Annotated in this window: 18 protein-coding genes; 15 read left to right on the forward strand and 3 right to left on the reverse strand. The window is 68.5% G+C overall.

Annotated features, from left to right (window positions below; all coding sequences use genetic code 11):
- The first annotated feature begins 188 nt into the window (after positions 1-188).
- From dctP to DNK54_RS13670, 12 genes are all read left to right on the forward strand, one after another.
- Complete coding sequence (gene dctP / locus DNK54_RS13615) at positions 189-1,472, forward strand: TRAP transporter substrate-binding protein DctP (protein WP_110207555.1); 1,284 nt, start codon at positions 189-191, stop codon at positions 1,470-1,472.
- A gap of 79 nt (positions 1,473-1,551) precedes the next feature.
- Positions 1,552-2,172 (forward strand): TRAP transporter small permease, encoded by a 621-nt coding sequence (locus DNK54_RS13620; RefSeq protein ID WP_110207556.1) that lies wholly within the window; start codon positions 1,552-1,554, stop codon positions 2,170-2,172.
- The gene (locus tag DNK54_RS13625) at positions 2,169-3,674 is read left to right on the forward strand and encodes a TRAP transporter large permease (protein ID WP_110207557.1); all 1,506 of its coding nucleotides are present in this window, start codon (positions 2,169-2,171) and stop codon (positions 3,672-3,674) included. The genes DNK54_RS13620 and DNK54_RS13625 overlap by 4 nt, the downstream gene beginning before the upstream one ends.
- Positions 3,675-3,698: 24 nt before the next feature.
- Positions 3,699-4,904 carry a cytochrome P450 gene (locus DNK54_RS13630; RefSeq protein WP_110207558.1) on the forward strand — a complete coding sequence of 402 codons (1,206 nt, stop codon included), beginning with the start codon at positions 3,699-3,701 and terminating at the stop codon, positions 4,902-4,904.
- Positions 4,905-4,907: 3 nt separating this feature from the next.
- On the forward strand, positions 4,908-5,123 hold the full coding sequence (locus DNK54_RS13635; protein WP_110207559.1) for a ferredoxin: 216 nt from the start codon (positions 4,908-4,910) through the stop codon (positions 5,121-5,123).
- Entirely contained in the window at positions 5,116-6,357 is a 1,242-nt protein-coding gene (locus tag DNK54_RS13640; RefSeq protein WP_110207560.1) for a CoA transferase, read from the forward strand. Before DNK54_RS13635 ends, DNK54_RS13640 begins: the two co-directional genes overlap by 8 nt.
- Positions 6,354-7,604, forward strand: a complete 1,251-nt coding sequence (locus DNK54_RS13645; RefSeq protein ID WP_110207561.1) for a CaiB/BaiF CoA transferase family protein — start codon at positions 6,354-6,356, stop codon at positions 7,602-7,604. The genes DNK54_RS13640 and DNK54_RS13645 overlap by 4 nt, the downstream gene beginning before the upstream one ends.
- Positions 7,601-8,224, forward strand: a complete 624-nt coding sequence (locus tag DNK54_RS13650; RefSeq protein ID WP_110207562.1) for an FAS1-like dehydratase domain-containing protein — start codon at positions 7,601-7,603, stop codon at positions 8,222-8,224. The genes DNK54_RS13645 and DNK54_RS13650 overlap by 4 nt, the downstream gene beginning before the upstream one ends.
- The gene (locus DNK54_RS13655) at positions 8,221-8,709 is read left to right on the forward strand and encodes a hotdog family protein (RefSeq protein ID WP_110207563.1); all 489 of its coding nucleotides are present in this window, start codon (positions 8,221-8,223) and stop codon (positions 8,707-8,709) included. The genes DNK54_RS13650 and DNK54_RS13655 overlap by 4 nt, the downstream gene beginning before the upstream one ends.
- Positions 8,706-9,881 (forward strand): thiolase C-terminal domain-containing protein, encoded by a 1,176-nt coding sequence (locus DNK54_RS13660; RefSeq protein WP_204164602.1) that lies wholly within the window; start codon positions 8,706-8,708, stop codon positions 9,879-9,881. The genes DNK54_RS13655 and DNK54_RS13660 overlap by 4 nt, the downstream gene beginning before the upstream one ends.
- A gap of 5 nt (positions 9,882-9,886) precedes the next feature.
- On the forward strand, positions 9,887-10,282 hold the full coding sequence (locus DNK54_RS13665) for a Zn-ribbon domain-containing OB-fold protein (RefSeq protein ID WP_110207564.1): 396 nt from the start codon (positions 9,887-9,889) through the stop codon (positions 10,280-10,282).
- Positions 10,283-10,314: 32 nt separating this feature from the next.
- The gene (locus DNK54_RS13670; RefSeq protein ID WP_110207565.1) at positions 10,315-10,548 is read left to right on the forward strand and encodes a hypothetical protein; all 234 of its coding nucleotides are present in this window, start codon (positions 10,315-10,317) and stop codon (positions 10,546-10,548) included.
- Here the strand turns inward: DNK54_RS13670 and DNK54_RS13675 are convergent.
- Positions 10,538-11,617, reverse strand: coding sequence for a Zn-dependent alcohol dehydrogenase (locus tag DNK54_RS13675; protein ID WP_110207566.1), 1,080 nt, complete (start codon positions 11,615-11,617; stop codon positions 10,538-10,540). The two genes, DNK54_RS13670 and DNK54_RS13675, sit on opposite strands and share 11 nt — an antisense overlap.
- Before the next feature lie 112 nt (positions 11,618-11,729).
- Here DNK54_RS13675 and DNK54_RS13680 point away from each other — a divergent pair, with 112 nt between their 5' ends.
- Genes DNK54_RS13680 through DNK54_RS13690 form a run of 3 tightly spaced genes read left to right on the forward strand, consistent with a single transcriptional unit; the run spans position 11,730 to position 15,084 of the window.
- Entirely contained in the window at positions 11,730-12,512 is a 783-nt protein-coding gene (locus DNK54_RS13680; RefSeq protein ID WP_110207567.1) for an enoyl-CoA hydratase/isomerase family protein, read from the forward strand.
- A gap of 13 nt (positions 12,513-12,525) precedes the next feature.
- The gene (locus DNK54_RS13685) at positions 12,526-14,193 is read left to right on the forward strand and encodes an AMP-binding protein (RefSeq protein ID WP_110207568.1); all 1,668 of its coding nucleotides are present in this window, start codon (positions 12,526-12,528) and stop codon (positions 14,191-14,193) included.
- Positions 14,194-14,196: 3 nt separating this feature from the next.
- Positions 14,197-15,084, forward strand: coding sequence for an HpcH/HpaI aldolase/citrate lyase family protein (locus tag DNK54_RS13690; RefSeq protein ID WP_110207569.1), 888 nt, complete (start codon positions 14,197-14,199; stop codon positions 15,082-15,084).
- 151 nt (positions 15,085-15,235) lie between these two features.
- Here the strand turns inward: DNK54_RS13690 and DNK54_RS13695 are convergent, their stop codons facing one another.
- Both DNK54_RS13695 and DNK54_RS13700 read right to left on the reverse strand, forming a co-directional pair.
- Positions 15,236-16,006: a crotonase/enoyl-CoA hydratase family protein gene (locus DNK54_RS13695; protein WP_110207876.1), complete on the reverse strand. Its 771-nt coding sequence runs from the start codon at positions 16,004-16,006 to the stop codon at positions 15,236-15,238.
- 50 nt (positions 16,007-16,056) lie between these two features.
- Positions 16,057-16,815, reverse strand: a complete 759-nt coding sequence (locus DNK54_RS13700) for an SDR family NAD(P)-dependent oxidoreductase (RefSeq protein WP_110207570.1) — start codon at positions 16,813-16,815, stop codon at positions 16,057-16,059.
- Positions 16,816-16,833: the final 18 nt, after the last annotated feature.

Raw genomic sequence — 16,833 nt, forward strand, 5'->3', positions numbered from 1 at the left:
ACCGACGTACTGCTGGGGGTGGAAGGGTGGTCGTGCGACGCCGCTGCGGAGCATGGGAGCCGGGTGTCCGCAAAGCCCTTAAAATTCATGCGCATGATCTCTTGACGACGTGCGAATCTAGGTTAATGATTATGCAAGTCGTGACGCGGGTCACGAGCAAGGCAGAGTAGGGACGGAGAGTCAGACTCATGACTGGAGTACTGGGTTCGCGGCGGGTCGGTGTGCTCGCTGCCGTGATGGTGGTCGGGGCCGGCGCCCTGTCCGCGTGCGCCGAGGAAGGCGCTGGCAACCAGGCGGGTGGCGAGGGCATCGAGGCCGGCGCCTCGATGGAGGACTACCAGAAGGCCTTCGAGGACATCAACCAGATCACCCTGCTGACCCAGACTCCCGCGCCCAAGGGCTCGGTGACGGGCCTCCCGCAGGAGAAGTACTACGAGGCGGTCGAGGAGTGGTCGGGCGGCAAGATCAAGTTCGACATCGCGTACTCGAACGCGGTTGCCGAGCCGGCCGAGATCGACGACGCGCTCGTCGACGGCCGTCTCGACATCGCCTCCACCCTGCCGATCTACGAGCCGAGCGAGTACCCGGCGAACGCGGCGCTGATCGAGGCGGGCTTCATCTCGGACCACAGCGCGCTCGAAGGAGCGTTGAGCTCCAACGCATGGCCGAACCAGGTCGCCTTCGGCAATGACGACATCCTCAAGGAGTTCGACGACCACGGGCTCGTCCCGCTGGTGCCGCTCTTCAACTCGGGCGCCAACGCACTCTTCTGCTCGCAGAAGCGCACCAGCCTCTCCGACCTCAAGGGCACCTCGGTGGGTGCCGGCGGTCAGGCCCAGTCCGCCGAGGTCGAGGCGATCGGTGGCTCCCCGGCGTCCATCCCCTACACCGAGCTCTACGAGAGCCTGCAGCGCGGCGTCGTCGACTGCACCGTCTCCAGCCCCACGGTGGCCGTCCTCGGTGGCTTCTTGGAGACCGCTCCGTTCGTGACCATCGACCCGCAGGCGGGCTTCTCCCTGGCGCCGGGCACCTTCTCCTTCAGCAAGACCACCTGGGACACGCTGCCGCTGGTCGCCCAGCAGCTCCTCTGGGACCGGCTTGACGTCTTCGTCGCGGCCAACATCGAGGAGAAGATCTTCTTCAACAACGCCGCCATGGCCGACTCGGTGGCCAAGTTCAAGGGCGCGATCAATGTCTTCGACGAGGACGCCCGGGCGGCACTGCAGAAGAAGAACGACGAGCTCCTGAACAAGCTCTCCGGGACCAAGGCCGTTAGTGACGGCAAGGCCTTCGTCGAGTCGCTCCAGGCTGCCAACACCGACTGGCAGGAGAAGGTCGGCGGGCTCGGGCTCGATGACGTCAGCTACGCCGACTTCGGCGCCTGGTGGGCCCAGAACAAGGACTCGGTCGACCTGAGTTCCTTCACGACGCTGTTCCAAGAGGAGATCCTCGCGGAGCACCGCCCCTCCTGATCCCCCGGATCAGAACCGTGTTCGAGTTGGTGGCCCGGACTCCCTCCGGGCCACCAGCCATCCTCCTGATGGAGACCAGATGAGCAACGCAGAGCGCCGGCGGCCAACGTGGCTGCGGCCCGAGCTGTTGATCGAGATCCCGGCCGTGATCGTGACCTTCGTGATGATGTTCCACATCACCGCGAACGCCCTGTTGCGGACCTTCAAGGACGACCCGATCGACAACACCCTTGAGATCACCCAGTACTGGTACCTGCCGATCATCGCGTTCCTCGGCTTCATCGCCGCTCAGGCGCGTGGGCAGCACATTGCTGCCGACCTGATCTATGAGCGGCTGCCGGAGGTCTCCAAGCGCTACGTACTGGCGATCCTCTCGGTGCTCGCGGCCGTGGTCTGCGCGGGATTCGCCAAGTACGGCTGGGGCGAGGCGGTGCATGCGCACGAGATCGAGAAGACCGCCGGCGTGAGCGACCTCCCGGCCTGGCAGCCCTACTACCTGGTACCTCTCGCGTTCGGAGTCATGACGCTCCAACTGCTCTGGGCCGCCGGGCGCGCCCTGGTCAAGGGCGACAGCCACCACATCGTCACCGACCCCGATGACCTCCTGCTTCTCGAAGAGCTCGAGGAGATGGAGGCGCGAGAGGCCGCCGAGCGGCTCTCCGCAGACAACGCAGCCAACCCGAAGGAGGAGTCGCGATGAGCAGCAGCACCGCGACCGCAGACGCCGCCGACGGTGTCGAGACGCCGCCTGGACCTCCCGCGACCGGCTCGCGCGGCTCGCTCGGCTCCTGGCTGACCCTCGGAATCACCCTCACCCTGGTGGTCGGCTCGACGATCGCCATGTTCCTTCCCCTCATTCCCGAGGCGATCGGCCTGGCGGCGATCGTGCTCATGCTCTGCCTGACCTTCCTCCGACTCCCGGTCGCCCTGGCGATGATCGTGCCGGCGTTCCTGGGCATGTACGCCCTGCGTGGCGAACTGCTCGTGGAGAGCATGTTCAAGACGCTCCCCTATGGCCAGGTCGCGGAGTGGACGCTCAGCGTCGTGCCGATGTTCATCCTGATGGGCCTGCTGCTGTGGCGCGCGGGACTGACGGAGAGCCTCTATGCAGCTGGCCGGAAGTGGCTCGGCTGGATGCCCGGCGGCCTGGCTGTCGGGACGAACCTCGCCGGCGCGGGTCTCGCCTCGGTGAGCGGCTCGTCCGTCGGGACGGCGTACGCGCTGGCCCGGATCGGCATCCCCGAGATGCTCAAGGCCGGCTACGACAAGCGGCTGGCGATCGGCGCGGTCATCGTGGCCGGGTTGCCCGGCCAGCTCATCCCGCCGAGCATCATGCTGGTGATCTACGCGGGGATCGCTGAGGTGCCGATCGGGCCTCAGTTGCTCGCCGGAATCGGCCCCGGAGTCCTGGTCGCGATCCTCTTCACGGTGATGATCGTGATCTTCGCCAAGCGTTGGGCGCCGACGGTCGCGGAGGAGCAGCAGCTCCACGAGCAGGTCACCTGGGGCGACCGCTTCGCCAGCCTCGCCAAGATCTGGCCGGTGCCGCTGCTCATCGCAGTCATCGTCTGGGGGATGTTCTCCGGCACCTTCACCGCCACCGAGGCGGGTGCCGCCGCGGCGGTCATCTCCCTGCTCATCACGGTGATCTGGAAGTGGGGCGACGGTCCGCTCCGCGCCATCGCGGACGCTTCGGTGGCGACTGTCAGCAGCGTGGGCGGCATCTTCTTCATGCTGGTCGGCGTCGAGGCGCTCTCCCGGATGTTCACGTTGACCGGCATCAGCACCGGGTTCGCCGAGTTGGTCGAGTCGATGGACCTCAACCGGGTCAGCTTCCTGCTGGTGATGATGGTGGTCTACATCGTGCTCGGCACCTTCATGGAGCCGTTGCCGATGATGGTGCTCACCATCCCGATCCTGATGCCCACGCTGATCTCCCTGGACATCTCGCTGCTCTGGTACGGCGCCTTCGCTGTGCTCATGGGCGAGCTCGCCGTGGTCACCCCGCCCGTTGGGATCCTCGCCTTCATCATCCACCAGATCACGAAGGAGCCCGAGGTCAACCAGGGACAGAACATCCGGCTCAACGACGTCTTCAACGCGTGCTGGTGGTTCATGCCGATGGCCATTCTCGTGACCGTGATCCTGATCTTCTTCCCGGAGATCAGCACCTGGCTGCCCGACATGGCCTCCGGCAACTGAGCTCGCGACTAGGAAAGGACGACCATGACCGAGACGACACACCGCGGATGCCCGGTCGCGCACACCGACTTCACCGGCACCGCCCCGCTCTACGAGCACTACAAGATGCTCGACAACGACCGGGAGCAGGCCCGCTTCCTCTTCAACGACACGACCGACCGTGGCTTCTTCATGCTCCAGCGGTACGACGACGTGCGCGACGGGTTCCAGCAGCACGACACCTGGACCACCGCGGTGCGGTCGGCGCTGCGCCCGAACACGGCCAGCGACCCCCTGCTCCCGCAGGACCTCAACGGTCAGGAGCACGTGAAGCTGCGCCGGATCCTCAACCAGTTCTTCGCCCCAGCGGCGGTGCGCCGGATGGAGCCGATGGCTCAACAGCGTTGCATCGAGTTGATCGAGGAGCTGAAGCCGGCCGGCTCGTGCGACTTCGTCGCCGAGTTCGCCATCCGGTACCCGACCGACATGTTCCTGGCTCTGCTCGGCCTGCCGGTCAGTGACGGCGAGCAGTTCCTGGAGTGGTCCGACGAGTACTTCAGCGCCTTGCTGGCCGGCGACCCTGCCGGTGCGACGACCGCCAAGGCCAGCATCATGAACTACTTCGACGAGGCGGTGAACGAGCGTCGCGCCAACCCGCGCGACCCGAAGGAGGACATGGTCACCCGCCTGGTGCAGGCGCGGATCGACGACGTGCCGCTGACCCAGGACGAGATCCTCACGATCTGCCTCACCCTGATGCTGGCCGGACTGGACACCACCCGCAGTGCGCTCGGCTTCATCTACACGCACCTGGCCCAGCATGACGCCGACCGGCAGGCGATCATCGACGACCCCACGTTGATCCCCAAGGCGGTGGAGGAGTTCCTTCGTCTGTACCCGCTTGTCTTCCAGGCCGGCCGAGAGGTGCAGGAGCCGCAGGAGTTCAACGGGGTGGAGTTGGAGAAGGGCGACGTCGTCTGGCTCGGGATCGCCCAGGCCAACCGCGACCCCCGCAAGTTCGACAACCCGGACGAGTTCGACGTCAACCGGCCGAACGTCAACCAGCACATCGCATTCGGCGGCGGCCCGCACCGCTGCCTGGGGATGCACCTCGCTCGCCTGGAACTGAAGATCGTGCTGGAGGAGTGGCACAAGAGGATCCCGGAGTACCGCATCACGCCGGGTACCGAGCTGCGGGAGCGCGGTGTGCAGCTGAGCATGGCCGCGCTGCCGCTCGAGTGGGAGGTGTAGGAGTTGTTCATCTCGATCGACGCCGACAAGTGCATGGGGCACGGTCGTTGCTACGCGGTCGCGCCTGACCTGCTGAGCGACGACGACGAGGGCTTCGTCGCGCAGCGCGGGCAGTGCTGGGAGATCCCGGAGGGTTTGCTCGGCCAAGCCGAAGAGGCCGCCGATGCGTGCCCCGAGGGTGCCATCGCCGTACTGGAGACCGCGCCCAGCAATGCCTAGCGGACTTCTCGAGCACCTGCGTGTCCTCGACCTGACCGACGAGCGGGGCCTGCTCTGTGGGCGACTCTTCGCCGATCTCGGCGCTGACGTCGTGCAGGTCGAGCCGCTCGGCGGGTCGACCGCCCGGCAGGCACCGCCGGTCGCCGAGCAGACCGGGGTCTCCCTCTACTGGGAGACGTACGCCGCCGGCAAGCGAGGCGTCAGTGTCGACCTCGACGACGATGCCTCCGTGGAGCGGATCCGCGCCCTCGCCCGGGTGTCCGACGTGGTGATCACCTCCTGGCCGCGGGCACTGGTCGAGCGGCTGGGCCTCGACCCACTTGCGGTGCACGAGGACAACCCCCGCGCGATCTACACCGTCATCTCCGGCTTCGGCTGGGACGGCCCCAAGGCGGAGTACGCCGACACCGACCTGGTGGTCTGGGCGGCGGGCGGACCGCTCGCCCCGCATCGTGACGGCGACCGTCCGCCACTGCGCATCTCGGTCCCCCAGGCCTACCTCCATGCCTCGGCCGATGCGGCCGCCGGTGCCCTGATCGCCGTGTTGGCTCGTGCTCAGCACGACTGTGGCCAGGTCGTCGACGTCTCCGCGCAGGCGGCCATCGGGGTAGCCACGCTGGCGAGGGTTCTGGCGACCGCGGTCGGTGACGATCACCCGGAGTGGCAGACGACACCCGGGCGCCCGACCGGCGGACGCACCGACCAGAGTGGTTCGGGAGCCGCGACGCCCAACAGCCTGAAGAAGTGGTACTGCCGCGACGGCATGGTCGAGCTGCACCTCTCGATGGGCCCCGCTGCCGGCGCCTTCACCAACAACCTCTTCCGGTGGATCGCCGAGGAGGGCGGGGTCGACGAGCCCATTGCTTCCTGGGACTGGCGGGTCGTTCCCGACCAGCTGGTCTCCGGGGAGCTCAGCCACGACCAACTCGACGAGGCGAGGGCCGCCGTACGCGCCTTCTTGCTCGGCAAGACGAAGGCCGAGGTGCTCGAGGGGGCGATCGAGCGCCGGTTGCTGTGCATGGCGATCTTCGACATGTCCGACATCGCGGGTAGCCCGCACCTTGCCTATCGCGACTTCTGGGGCGCCGTACCGATGCCCGGAGCGGACGCTCCGGTCGCTGTCCCCGGACGGATCGCTCAGGTGCGCGGCCCGGCCGGCCCGATGGTCGCCGGAGCGGCGCCCGCGATCGGGGAGCACGACGACGTCGTATTCAAGGAGTGGCTGGCGCGATGACGAACGAGACGACGAACCGGGGAACCACGCCCCACGCGCTCGCCGGGCTGAAGGTCCTCGACCTCTCCTGGGTGGTTGCGGGGCCGCTCATCGGCCGTGCCCTGGCGGACTTCGGTGCCGAGGTGGTGCGCGTCGAGTCGAGTGTGCGGGTGGAGACCGCTCGTCTCATGCAGCCCTTCCACGGCGGTGTGCAGGACAAGGAGGGCTCCGCGCTCTTCGGCAACTGCAACGCCGGGAAGCGCGGCCTCACCCTCGACCTCAAGAGCGCCGAGGGGCAACAGGTCGTCCGCGACCTGGTCGGCTGGGCCGACGTGGTCGTGGAGTCGTTCTCGCCGGGACAGCTGAAGAAGTGGGACCTCGACTACGACGCGCTGCGCGTCATCAAGCCCGATCTGGTCATGCTCAGCACCTCGATCGCCGGTCAGGACGGTCCGTGGGCCACGCTTGCAGGCTTTGGCAACGTGGGCTCGTCGCTGAGCGGCTTCCAGCACCTGGTCGGCTACGACGACCGGCTGCCGATGGGCACTTTCGGCCCCTACACCGACTACGTCGGGCCGCGGCTGGCGCTGGTGACGTTGTTGGCGGCGTTGGAGAACCGGCGCCGGACCGGAGAGGGCGCCTACATCGACGTCGCCCAGGTCGAAGCAGGCATCTTCTTCCTCTCCCCGCAGGTCGCCCACTATGGGTACGACGGCACGATCGCCGAGAGGCACGGCAACCGCGATCCCCACCTGGTGCCACATGGCGTCTTCCCGGCTCGGGCCGTCGACGGCAAGGAGCGGTTCGTCGCGATCGCGGTCCGGGACCGGGCCGAGTGGATCGCCCTGGCTCGCGCGATGGGCCGTGAGGACCTGGCCGAACGGGACGACCTGGCGAGCGCCGACGGGCGGCGTGCGGCCGAGGGCGAACTGGAGCAGCTGATCGCCACGTGGACCGCGGAGCGGCCGGCTGTCGAGGTCGAGACGCTCCTGCAGGCCGCCGGCGTGCCGGCTCACGCCGCCGTCACCAGCGACGACTATCAGCATGAGCCGCAGCTGGCCCATCGCGGGCACCTCGTGGAGCTTCCGCACGCTCGTCATGGGCGAACGTTCGTGGAGGCGCCGCGCTACCGGCTCTCTGCCACCCCGGGCGCCCCGCGACGTGCGGCTCCGGCGTTGGGCCAGGACAACGACTCGGTGCTTCGGGAACTGCTCGACTACGACGCTGCGCGCATCGCCGCGCTGCGAGAAGGAGGGATCCTGCGATGACCGCTGTCGACACGGGAAGCCCGGACTGGACCGAGCAGTGGCAGGAGGTGATCGACGCCGTCGGACGCGACTTCCTCGAGGGTGAGACCACCTGGGGTGGCGACCCCGTGGAGCGTGGCGCGATCCGGCGCTACCTCGAGCCGCTGGAGCTCGACTGCGCACTGCACACCGACCCGGCAGCGGCCCGTGCGGCCGGCTACGACGACGTGGTGATGCCGGCTACCGGTGTGATCGCCTGGACCATCCCGGCCGCCTGGCGCCCCGGTGAGGTGCTCTTCGACTCCGAGGACCGCAACGCGCAGCCAGTGCACACCGCGATCAACAACACCGATCTCGGTATGGGACCGAAGACGACTGGCTTCTTCGGCACCGACATCGAGCTGGACTTCGACCGTGAGGTGGTCGCCGGCGAGCAGCTCGGCCGCCGCGGCAAGCGGCTGGTTGCCTGCAAGCCGAAGGAGACAGGTGTCGGCCGCGGTGCCTTCATGACCTGGGAGAGCGAGATTGTCGCTCGACCTGGTCACGTCGCCGACGCCGAGCCCGAGGTCGTCGGACGGATCCGCATCGGCACCTACGCCTACGTGCCGCACCCGAAGAAGGATGAGGAGGCTGCGCGATGAGCACGGTCCCGAACGCACTGACCGGCCGCAGGTTCGACGAGGTCACCGTCGGTGAGCAGCTGCCGGACGTAGCGCTGCCCTTGACCGTCTACCGCCTGGTGATGGCCGCAGGCAGCAATCGTGACTTCAACTCGATCCACCACAACACGGAGTACGCCCGTTCGACCGGAGCCGAGGAGATGTATGCCAACACCTCGTTCCTGATGAGTTCCTGGGAGCGGCTGGTCCGTGATTGGTGCGGCGAGGCCGGCCGGATCCGTGCGATCCGCGGCTTCCGAATGCGCTCCTTCAACTACGTCGGCACCACCATGCGGGTGCTCGGCGAGGTCACCGGTACCCGAGTCGAGGAGGGTCCGCAGGGTGCGGTCGGCGTCGTCGAGGTGGCCGTTCGCTGTGAAGGACCCCAGGGCATCACCGTCGGCCCTGGCACGGTCGAGGTGCTGCTGCCCGTCGACGCGTCGTACAACGAGGAGAACACCCCATGAGCATCGACTCCCCCCGGACCGCGATCGTCGGCCTGGGCATCACCGAGATGGGCAAGGTCTACGGCCGGTCCGCCACAGACTTCGCTGTCGAGGCGATCACCAGTGCTGTCGCTGATGCCGGGCTGAGCCTGTCGGACGTCGACGGACTCTACGTGAACCCCGGCATCAAGAACGACACCGACATGCGTCTGCAGTCCACGCTCGGGATGCGCGACACCCGTGTCCTGGCGACGATCCAGGGTTTCGGCTCCTCGGCCGGGCAGATGGTGCAGTACGCCTCCCTGGCGATCGAGGCCGGGATGGCTGACGTCGTCGTGTGCGTCTACGCCGACGCTCCCCTCAAGGAGGGAAAGCGCGCTGGCGCCGCCTATCCCGGGCAGGCTCGCGCCATGGTCGGTGTGGGTTCCCTGCCGTTCGCCGCCGGCCTCAAGGCCGCTCCGGAGCGCTATGCCGTGGGCGCTCGCCGCCACATGCACGCCTACGGGACGACGTCGGAGCAGTTCGGCGCCGTCGCCGTGGCCGCGCGTCAGTGGGCGCAGCTGAACCCGCACGCGCAGATGCGCGAGCCGATGACGCTCGAGGACCATCAGGCCTCCCGGATGATCGCCGACCCGTTGCGTCTGCTCGACTGCTGCCTGGTCAGCAACGGAGCGGTGGCCGTGGTGGTCACCAGCGCCGAGCGGGCCGCCACCCTCAAGCAGCCGCCGGTGCACATCTGGGGCTGGGGGCAGGCGCACCCGGGCTACGTCAACCGGCGTGACAGCGAGTTCGGCCTGGTGACCGGCGCTGCGCAGTCCGGCCCCGCTGCCCTGAAGATGGCCGGTGTCGGGGTGGAGGAGATCGACATCCGCGAGATCTACGACTGCTTCACCTACACCACGCTCGTCACCCTCGAGGACTACGGCTTCTGTGCGAAGGGCGAAGGCGGCGAGTTCGTCGCCAGCGGCGCGATCGCACCGGGCGGGACGCACCCGACCAACACCGGCGGCGGCGAGCTCTCCTCCTACTACATGTGGGGCATGACGCCGCTCTCCGAAGCGGTCATCCAAGCCCGCGGCCAGGCCGGTGAACGCCAGGTCGGCAAGCACGACCTGGTGATGGTCAGCGGCAACGGCGGCGTCCTCGACTTCCACTCCACCCTGATCCTCAGCCCCCATCCGAAGGGACGGTGAGTGCGATGGCACTGGCACCCGTAGTCCGTGACGACTTCTCCGCGCCGTTCTTCGAGGGCACGGCGGCCGGCAAGCTGCTGCTGCGCTACTCGCCCAGCAGCGGGGAGTGGTCGGAGCCTGCTGCTCGGTTCTGCTCGGTTACCCAGGCAGACGACCTGGAGTGGCGCGAGTCCTCCGGTGCCGGGACGTTGGTGAGCTGGACGATCAAGCCCGGCCGCACCAAGGACGAGGTCACCACTCCCGACGTGGTCATCGGCATCGTCGAGCTCGCCGAGGGCCCGTGGCTGTCGCTGTGGCTCCCCGAGGTCGACCAGTCGGCGCTGGCGATCGGTGCCGGCGTACGCGTCGACTTCCTCCGTCCCGAGGGCAGCGAGCACCTCCCCGTCGCCCGCCTGTCCTAGCCCCTCTCGGTCTCGACCCTTTGACCCACCCGGTGATCGGGCGCAACCCGGTGATCGAGCCCAACCCGGTGATCGAGCCCAACCCGGTGATCGAGCCCAACCCGGTGATCGAGCCCAACCCGGTGATCGAGCTTGTCGAGATCATGTCCCGCAAGGGTCTCGACAGGCTCGACCTCCGGGCGTCAGGTCTCGACCTCCGGGCGTCCGGTCTGGACAGGCTCGACGTCGCGGTCCCTGGAGTGCGGTCCGAGTGGCTCAGAAGGTGACGACGGTGCGCGCCACGGTGGCGTGGTGCAGCTCGTCCAGCGCTTCGCCGACGTCGGCGAGGTCGATGGCGCGACCCATCAGCGGGTCCAGGTCGAGGCGACCGGCCAGGTACATCTCCGCATACAACGGTACGTCGACCCGCAGCTGGGTGCCACCCAGCCGGGAGCCCTGGATCCGCTTCTCGCTCAAGAAGGCGGTGGTCGGCAGTTCGACGGTGTCGCCGGCTCGAGCCAGCCCGACGACGGTGGCCGTGCCGCGGGTGCCGAGCATCGCGAAGGCTTGGGAGATGGTCGCGGGCAGGCCGACCACCTCGATGGCGTGGTCGACGCCGCCGGTCAGGTCCAAGACGGCGGTGACGGGGTCGTCGGTCGACGCGTCGATGAGATCGGTGGCGCCGAAGTGGCGCGCGGTCTCGAGCTTGGCTCCGACGCGGTCGATGGCGACGATCCGTGAGGCGCCAGCGAGGACCGCGCCCTGGATGGCGCTGAGGCCGACGCCGCCGCAGCCGATCACCGCAACCGTCTCCCCGATCCGGACGCCGGCCGTGTGCCGGATCGCTCCCAGGCCGGTGATCACCGCGCAGCCGAGGAGCGCTGCCTTGTCGAGCGGCATCCGCGCCGGCACCTTGGCGACGCTGGACTCGCGTACCAGCATCTCCTCAGCGAAGCTGCCGATGCCTACGAACTGCGTGACCGGGCGGTCGTCGAGATTGAGGCGGGAGCCCTGGCCCTCGGGGCGTACCCGCGCCAGGTTGGTGCAGTGCTGCGGCAGCCCCCGACTGCACCACGAGCAGGTTCCGCAGGAGCCGGCCGGCGCCACCACCACGTGATCGCCGGGTCGCACCGAGCTGACTCCGCTGCCCACCTCGAGCACTACGCCGGCTGCCTCGTGGCCGAGGACGACCGGCAGGCCGAGGGCGGGATTCCCTCCCGTCTGGCCGTGCCGGTCGGAGTGGCAGATACCGGTCGCCGCCGTCCGGATGCGGACCTCCTGCGGCAGGATGGCCCCGAGGTCGACGTCCATCAGCTCGGGACGCTGGTCGAAAGCGGTCAGGACGGCAGCACGCATCTGGGTCGGCCCTCTCTCTTGCCTGTGAGCCTCACCCTATCGTAGATTGCTGATCATCAACACCATGAATTAGTCGGCGGCCAGCCGACGGTGGCGACGAAGCGGAGGACGCATGTCTGCGATCGAGATCGAACGCCGAGGGACGGCGTTGTGGATCACCATTAACCGGCCGGACCGGCTCAATGCCTTCGACCTGGAGATGGGCCGAACCATGACGGCAGCCTTCGAGCAGGAGGGCGCATCGGCCGACGCCGTCGTCCTCACCGGCGCCGGTGGCGCGTTCTGCGCGGGTGGCGCGCTGGACCAGCTGGGCACACCGGACCCCGACCAGCTGCGGGCGCTCTTCACCGGTTCGCTGCGACTCGTCGAGGCGATCCGCGCCTGCCCGCGGCCGGTGATCGCGGCTGTCGACGGTGCGGCAGCTGGTGGCGGCAACGAGTTGGTCGTCGCGTGTGACTTCGCCATCGCCACCGAGCGCTCGACCTTCGGCCAGACCGGTCCCAAGGTCGGCTCCGCGCCCGTGCTCGGCGCCACCAACCTGATGTCGGTGCAGATCGGCGAGAAGCGCGCCAAGGAGATGGCGATGCTGTGTCGTCGCTACTCCGCCACGCAGGCTCTGGAACTCGGGCTGATCAACGAGGTCGTTCCTGACGGAGGTCTCGACGAGGCGGTCGACCGCTGGCTCGGCGAGATCGGGCGGCTCAGCCCGCGCTACCTGGAGATCGCCAAGATCAGCTCCAACGTGTGGTGGAACCTCGGCAAGGACAACATGTCCTCCGGCCTCGGCATGCTCATCCAGGCGATCGGCAGCGAGGACATGGTGGAGGGCGCCAACGCCTTCCTCGAGAAGCGCAAGCCAGACTTCCGCGGCGCCCGCCGCACCGACCAGAACTGAGACTGAGGACCCCGTGAGCTTCCGTTACTACCGCGACCTCGAACCGACCTTCGCCGACCGGGCGCAGTGGGCGTTGCCCACGGTGCTGCGGCACCATGCGAGCGAGCGACCTGACGCTGTGTGGCTGGACTGCCCGGAGGAGGGGCGGACCTGGACCTTCGCCGAGATGCTGACGGCAGCCGAGCGGGTAGGTCGCAGCCTCCTCGTCGCCGGAGCCGAGCGCGGTGACCGGATCGTCCTGGTCGCTCAGAACTCCTCGCAGTTCGTGCGCACCTGGATCGGTACGGCGGTCGCCGGATTGGTCGAGGTGCCGATCAACACCGCCTACGAACACGACTTCCTGGCTCATCAGGTGAGCACCGTCGAAGCCACGCTCGCGGTCGTCGACGACGTGTACGCCGCCCGGTTCGTCGCGATCCCCGAAGCTGCCAAGTCGATCCGCAAGTTCTGGGTCATCGACACCGGCTCGCGCGAGGAGGCGATGGCGACCTTGCGCGACGCGGGGTGGGAGGCCGCGCCGTTCGAGGAGCTCGACGAGGACGCTATGGCCCGTGAGGTGGTCGACGGCTCGCTCCCGCTGCCTGAGGTCGGCCCACATGACCTCGCCTCGGTGCTGTTCACCTCAGGTACGACGGGTCCGAGCAAGGGCGTGGCGATGCCGCATGCCCAGATGTACTTCTTCGCCGACGAGTGTGTCTCCCTGGTGCGCCTGACGCCAGCGGATGCCTGGATGTCGGTGACCCCGCTCTTCCACGGCAACGCTCAGTTCATGGCCGCCTACCCGACCCTGGTCGCGGGCGCTCGGTTCGTCACGCGGAGCCGGTTCTCCGCGAGCCGCTGGGTCGACCAGCTCCGCGAGAGCCGGGTGACGGTGACGAACTTCATCGGCGTGATGATGGACTTCATCTCCAAGCAGGAGCCCCGCGACGACGACGCCGACAACCCGCTGCGCGTGGTCTTCGCCGCTCCGACGGCGGCGACGCTGGTGGCACCGCTGAAGGAGCGCTACGGGATCGAGGCGTTCGTCGAGGTGTTCGGGCTGACGGAGACCTCTGCGCCGATCATCTCGCCGTACGGTGAGGAGCGTCCGGCTGGCGCCGCGGGGCTGGCGGCCGACGAGTGGTTCGACGTCAAGTTGGTCGACCCCGAGAACGACGAGGAGGTCGCGGTCGGAGAGATCGGCGAACTCGTCGTCCGGCCGAAGGTGCCCTTCATCTGCTCGATGGGCTACTTCAACATGCCCGACAAGACTGTGGAGGCGTGGCGGAACCTGTGGTTCCACACGGGTGATGCGCTGCGGCGCGACGAGGACGGATGGTTCTACTTCGTCGACCGGTTCAAGGACGCGCTGCGACGCCGCGGTGAGAACATCAGCTCCTATGAGATCGAAACCTCGATCCTCGCCCACCCCGCCGTCCTGGAGTGCGCCGTGATCGCGGTTCCGGCCTCCAGCGAGGCCGGTGAGGACGAGGTGATGGCCTACGTCATCACCGGTGGCGACGCTGCGGCACCCAGCCCGCAGGAACTGTGGGAGCACTGCGACGGCCGGATCCCGTCGTTCGCGGTCCCGCGCTACCTCCGCTTCGTCGAGGAACTGCCGAAGACGCCGTCGCAACGGGTGCAGAAGGCCAAGTTGCGTGCCCTTGGCGTCACCGCCGACACCCACGACAGGGAGGCCTGAGCCGTGCACCCCTACCGCACCGTCCTGTTCGTGCCTGCGCACAAGCCGGCATGGGCCGACAAGGCCATCGCCAGCGGTGCCGACTGCGTGGTCCTGGACCTCGAGGACTCGGTGCCGGGTCCGCTGAAGGCCCAGGCGCGTACGACGGTCCGCGAGACCCTGACGCGGTTGCGTGCCGCGCATCCCCGGGTGGGCCTGTTCGTCCGCGCCAACGCACTCGCAACCAAGGAGGCGGGCGCGGACCTGGAGGCCGTCGTCTGTCCCGAGCTGGATGGCATCTTCGCGCCGAAGATCAAGGACGCCACCGACGTACTCCGTTGGGAGACCCTCATCGACTGGTTCGAGGCGCGCAACGGTGCCTCTGGCTTGGAGATGATCGTGCCGGTGGAGATGGTCGACGCCATCACCAACTGCTTCGAGATCGCCGCTGCCTCGCCGCGGGTGGGCGCGATGATCGGCCCGACCTCCGAGCACGCCGACATCGCCCGCGCGGTCGGTTTCCGGCAGTCGCGTGAGGGCTCGGAGACGCTCTACCTGCGCAGCCGGATTCTGCTCGCCTGCCGTCAGTACGGTCTGCACCCGCTCACCGCGCTGTGGGAGGACCTGGCCGACCTCGACGGCCTGCGGCAGTTCGCCGACTACGGCTTCCAGCTCGGCTTCCGCGGCATGATCGCGATCCACCCGAGCCATGTGCCGGTGATCAACGACGTCTTCACGCCGAGCGACGATGAGGTGGCCTACTACGAGGAGTTGGTCGCTACCGTCGACGCCGCCGTGGCACGCGGAGACGGCGCGGTCCGCTTCCGCGGCCAACACGTCGACCTCGCCCACGCCGACAAGGCCCGCGACTGGCTGACCCACGCCCACCTCGTCCGCAGGGAACAGAGCTGACCCACCCCGGAGGGTGATCTCGACGGGCTCGATCAGCGGAAGTTGTCGGAGGTCGAGCTTGTCGAGACCGGTTGTGGAGGGTGATCTCGACCCCCGACAGGCACAGGACGGCGCAGGGCTCGACCAGCGGAGACTGCTCGACCAGCGGGGCTCAGCGGCCGGTCCACTCCGGCGTGCGCTTCTCGACGAAGGCGGCGGCGCCCTCCTTGGCATCGGCAGACTCCCGCACGGGGTTGACGTACTCCTCCTGGCGGTCGAACTTCTCCGCCAGTGGCCAGTCGGCGGAGCGCACCAGCACCTGCTTGGAAGCGGCCAGGGCCAGCGGAGCGTTGGCGGCGACCTCGTCAGCCAGGGCCAGCGCGGTGTCCAGTGCAGCGCCTGGATCGGCGAGTCGATTCACCAGATGCACGCCGGCAGCCTCCTCGGCCGGCCACATGCGGCCGGTCAGCACCAGGTCCATGGCCAAGTGGTAGGGGATACGGGTCTGGAGACGGAGCAGGCCGCCGGCTGCCGCGGTCAGGCCGCGCTTCACCTCGGGCAGGCCGAACTTGGCTTCGCGCGACGCGACGACCAGGTCGCAGGAGAGGACGATCTCGAAGCCACCCGCGAGCGCGTAGCCCTCGACGGCTGCGATGAGCGGCTTGCGTGGCGGCTGTTTCACCAAGCCCGCGAACCCGCGCCCCTCGACGACAGGCCGCTCGCCGCGGGCGAAGCCCTTGAGGTCCATTCCGGCGCAGAACGTCCCGCCCGCTCCGGTGATGACACCGACGCTCAGGTCATCGCGGGCGTCCAGCATCTCCAGAGCGTCGGCGATCTGGTGGGCCATCGCCATCGACATGGCGTTGCGGGCCTGCGGCCGGTCCATGGTGAGGACCAGGACGCGGCCCCGCTCCTCCACCTTGAGTTCGGGCTGCTCGGACACGGTGGTCTCCTCCTGCGTAGTCGGGGTCGTCGGGGTGCTCCGGCTGTCGGTCACCGGGGGCTCATCCGGATGGCGCCGTCCAGTCGGATCGTCTCGCCGTTCAGGTAGGGGTTCTCGATGATCTGCTGGGCGAGCATCGCGAACTCGTCGGGCTGTCCGAGTCGGGCCGGGTTGGGCACCTGGGCGCCGAGGCCGTCGCGGATCTCCTGGGAGAAGCGCGACAGGATCGGTGTGTCGAAGACACCGGGGGCGATCGAGTTGACCCTGATGGACTTCGTGGCGAGGTCGCGTGCCGCGACCAGCGTCATGCCCACGACGCCGGCCTTGGCCGAGGCGTAGGGAATCTGGCCGACCTGGCCCTCCCAGGCGGCGACGGAGGCGGTGAGCACGCAGACGCCGCGCTCGCCGTCGGCCGGATCGTTGGCGGCCATCCGTGTCGCGGCCAGGCGCAAGGTGTTGAAGGTGCCGACCAGGTTGATGTTGATCAGTTGCTGGTAGAGCTCCAGGTCACCGGGCGAGCCGTCGCGGTTGACCAACCGGACGGTGCCGCCCTTTCCAGCGCAGTGCACCAAGGCCCGCAGCGGGCCGTGCTCCTCGGCGAGGTCGAGGGCAGCATCGACAGCAGCGGGGTCGGTGACATCGCCGCGCGAGAACGAGCCGCCGATCTCCTCGGCGAACGCGGCGCCGAGCTCGGTGTTGAGGTCGAGTACGACGACATGGGCACCGGCGGCCGCCAACCTGCGGGACGTCGCGGCGCCGAGTCCGGAGGCGCCGCCGGTGACGAGAGCCGAGGCTCCGTTGAGCTTCACGATGGGTCTTCTCCTTGG

Origin of the sequence: Nocardioides daejeonensis, assembly GCF_003194585.1 — a bacterium.
Taxonomy (GTDB): domain Bacteria; phylum Actinomycetota; class Actinomycetes; order Propionibacteriales; family Nocardioidaceae; genus Nocardioides; species Nocardioides daejeonensis.

Excerpts from the sequence above, each read along its gene's own strand:
- DNK54_RS13630 (WP_110207558.1), top strand. The coding sequence starts at position 3,699 with ATGACCGAGACGACACACCGCGGATGCCCGGTCGCGCACACCGACTTC.
- DNK54_RS13675 (WP_110207566.1), bottom strand. The coding sequence starts at position 11,617 with ATGCGTGCTGCCGTCCTGACCGCTTTCGACCAGCGTCCCGAGCTGATG.
- DNK54_RS13660 (WP_204164602.1), top strand. The coding sequence starts at position 8,706 with ATGAGCATCGACTCCCCCCGGACCGCGATCGTCGGCCTGGGCATCACC.
- DNK54_RS13640 (WP_110207560.1), top strand. The coding sequence starts at position 5,116 with ATGCCTAGCGGACTTCTCGAGCACCTGCGTGTCCTCGACCTGACCGAC.
- DNK54_RS13620 (WP_110207556.1), top strand. The coding sequence starts at position 1,552 with ATGAGCAACGCAGAGCGCCGGCGGCCAACGTGGCTGCGGCCCGAGCTG.
- DNK54_RS13625 (WP_110207557.1), top strand. The coding sequence starts at position 2,169 with ATGAGCAGCAGCACCGCGACCGCAGACGCCGCCGACGGTGTCGAGACG.
- DNK54_RS13650 (WP_110207562.1), top strand. The coding sequence starts at position 7,601 with ATGACCGCTGTCGACACGGGAAGCCCGGACTGGACCGAGCAGTGGCAG.
- DNK54_RS13665 (WP_110207564.1), top strand. The coding sequence starts at position 9,887 with ATGGCACTGGCACCCGTAGTCCGTGACGACTTCTCCGCGCCGTTCTTC.
- dctP (WP_110207555.1), top strand. The coding sequence starts at position 189 with ATGACTGGAGTACTGGGTTCGCGGCGGGTCGGTGTGCTCGCTGCCGTG.
- DNK54_RS13645 (WP_110207561.1), top strand. The coding sequence starts at position 6,354 with ATGACGAACGAGACGACGAACCGGGGAACCACGCCCCACGCGCTCGCC.
- DNK54_RS13680 (WP_110207567.1), top strand. The coding sequence starts at position 11,730 with ATGTCTGCGATCGAGATCGAACGCCGAGGGACGGCGTTGTGGATCACC.
- DNK54_RS13655 (WP_110207563.1), top strand. The coding sequence starts at position 8,221 with ATGAGCACGGTCCCGAACGCACTGACCGGCCGCAGGTTCGACGAGGTC.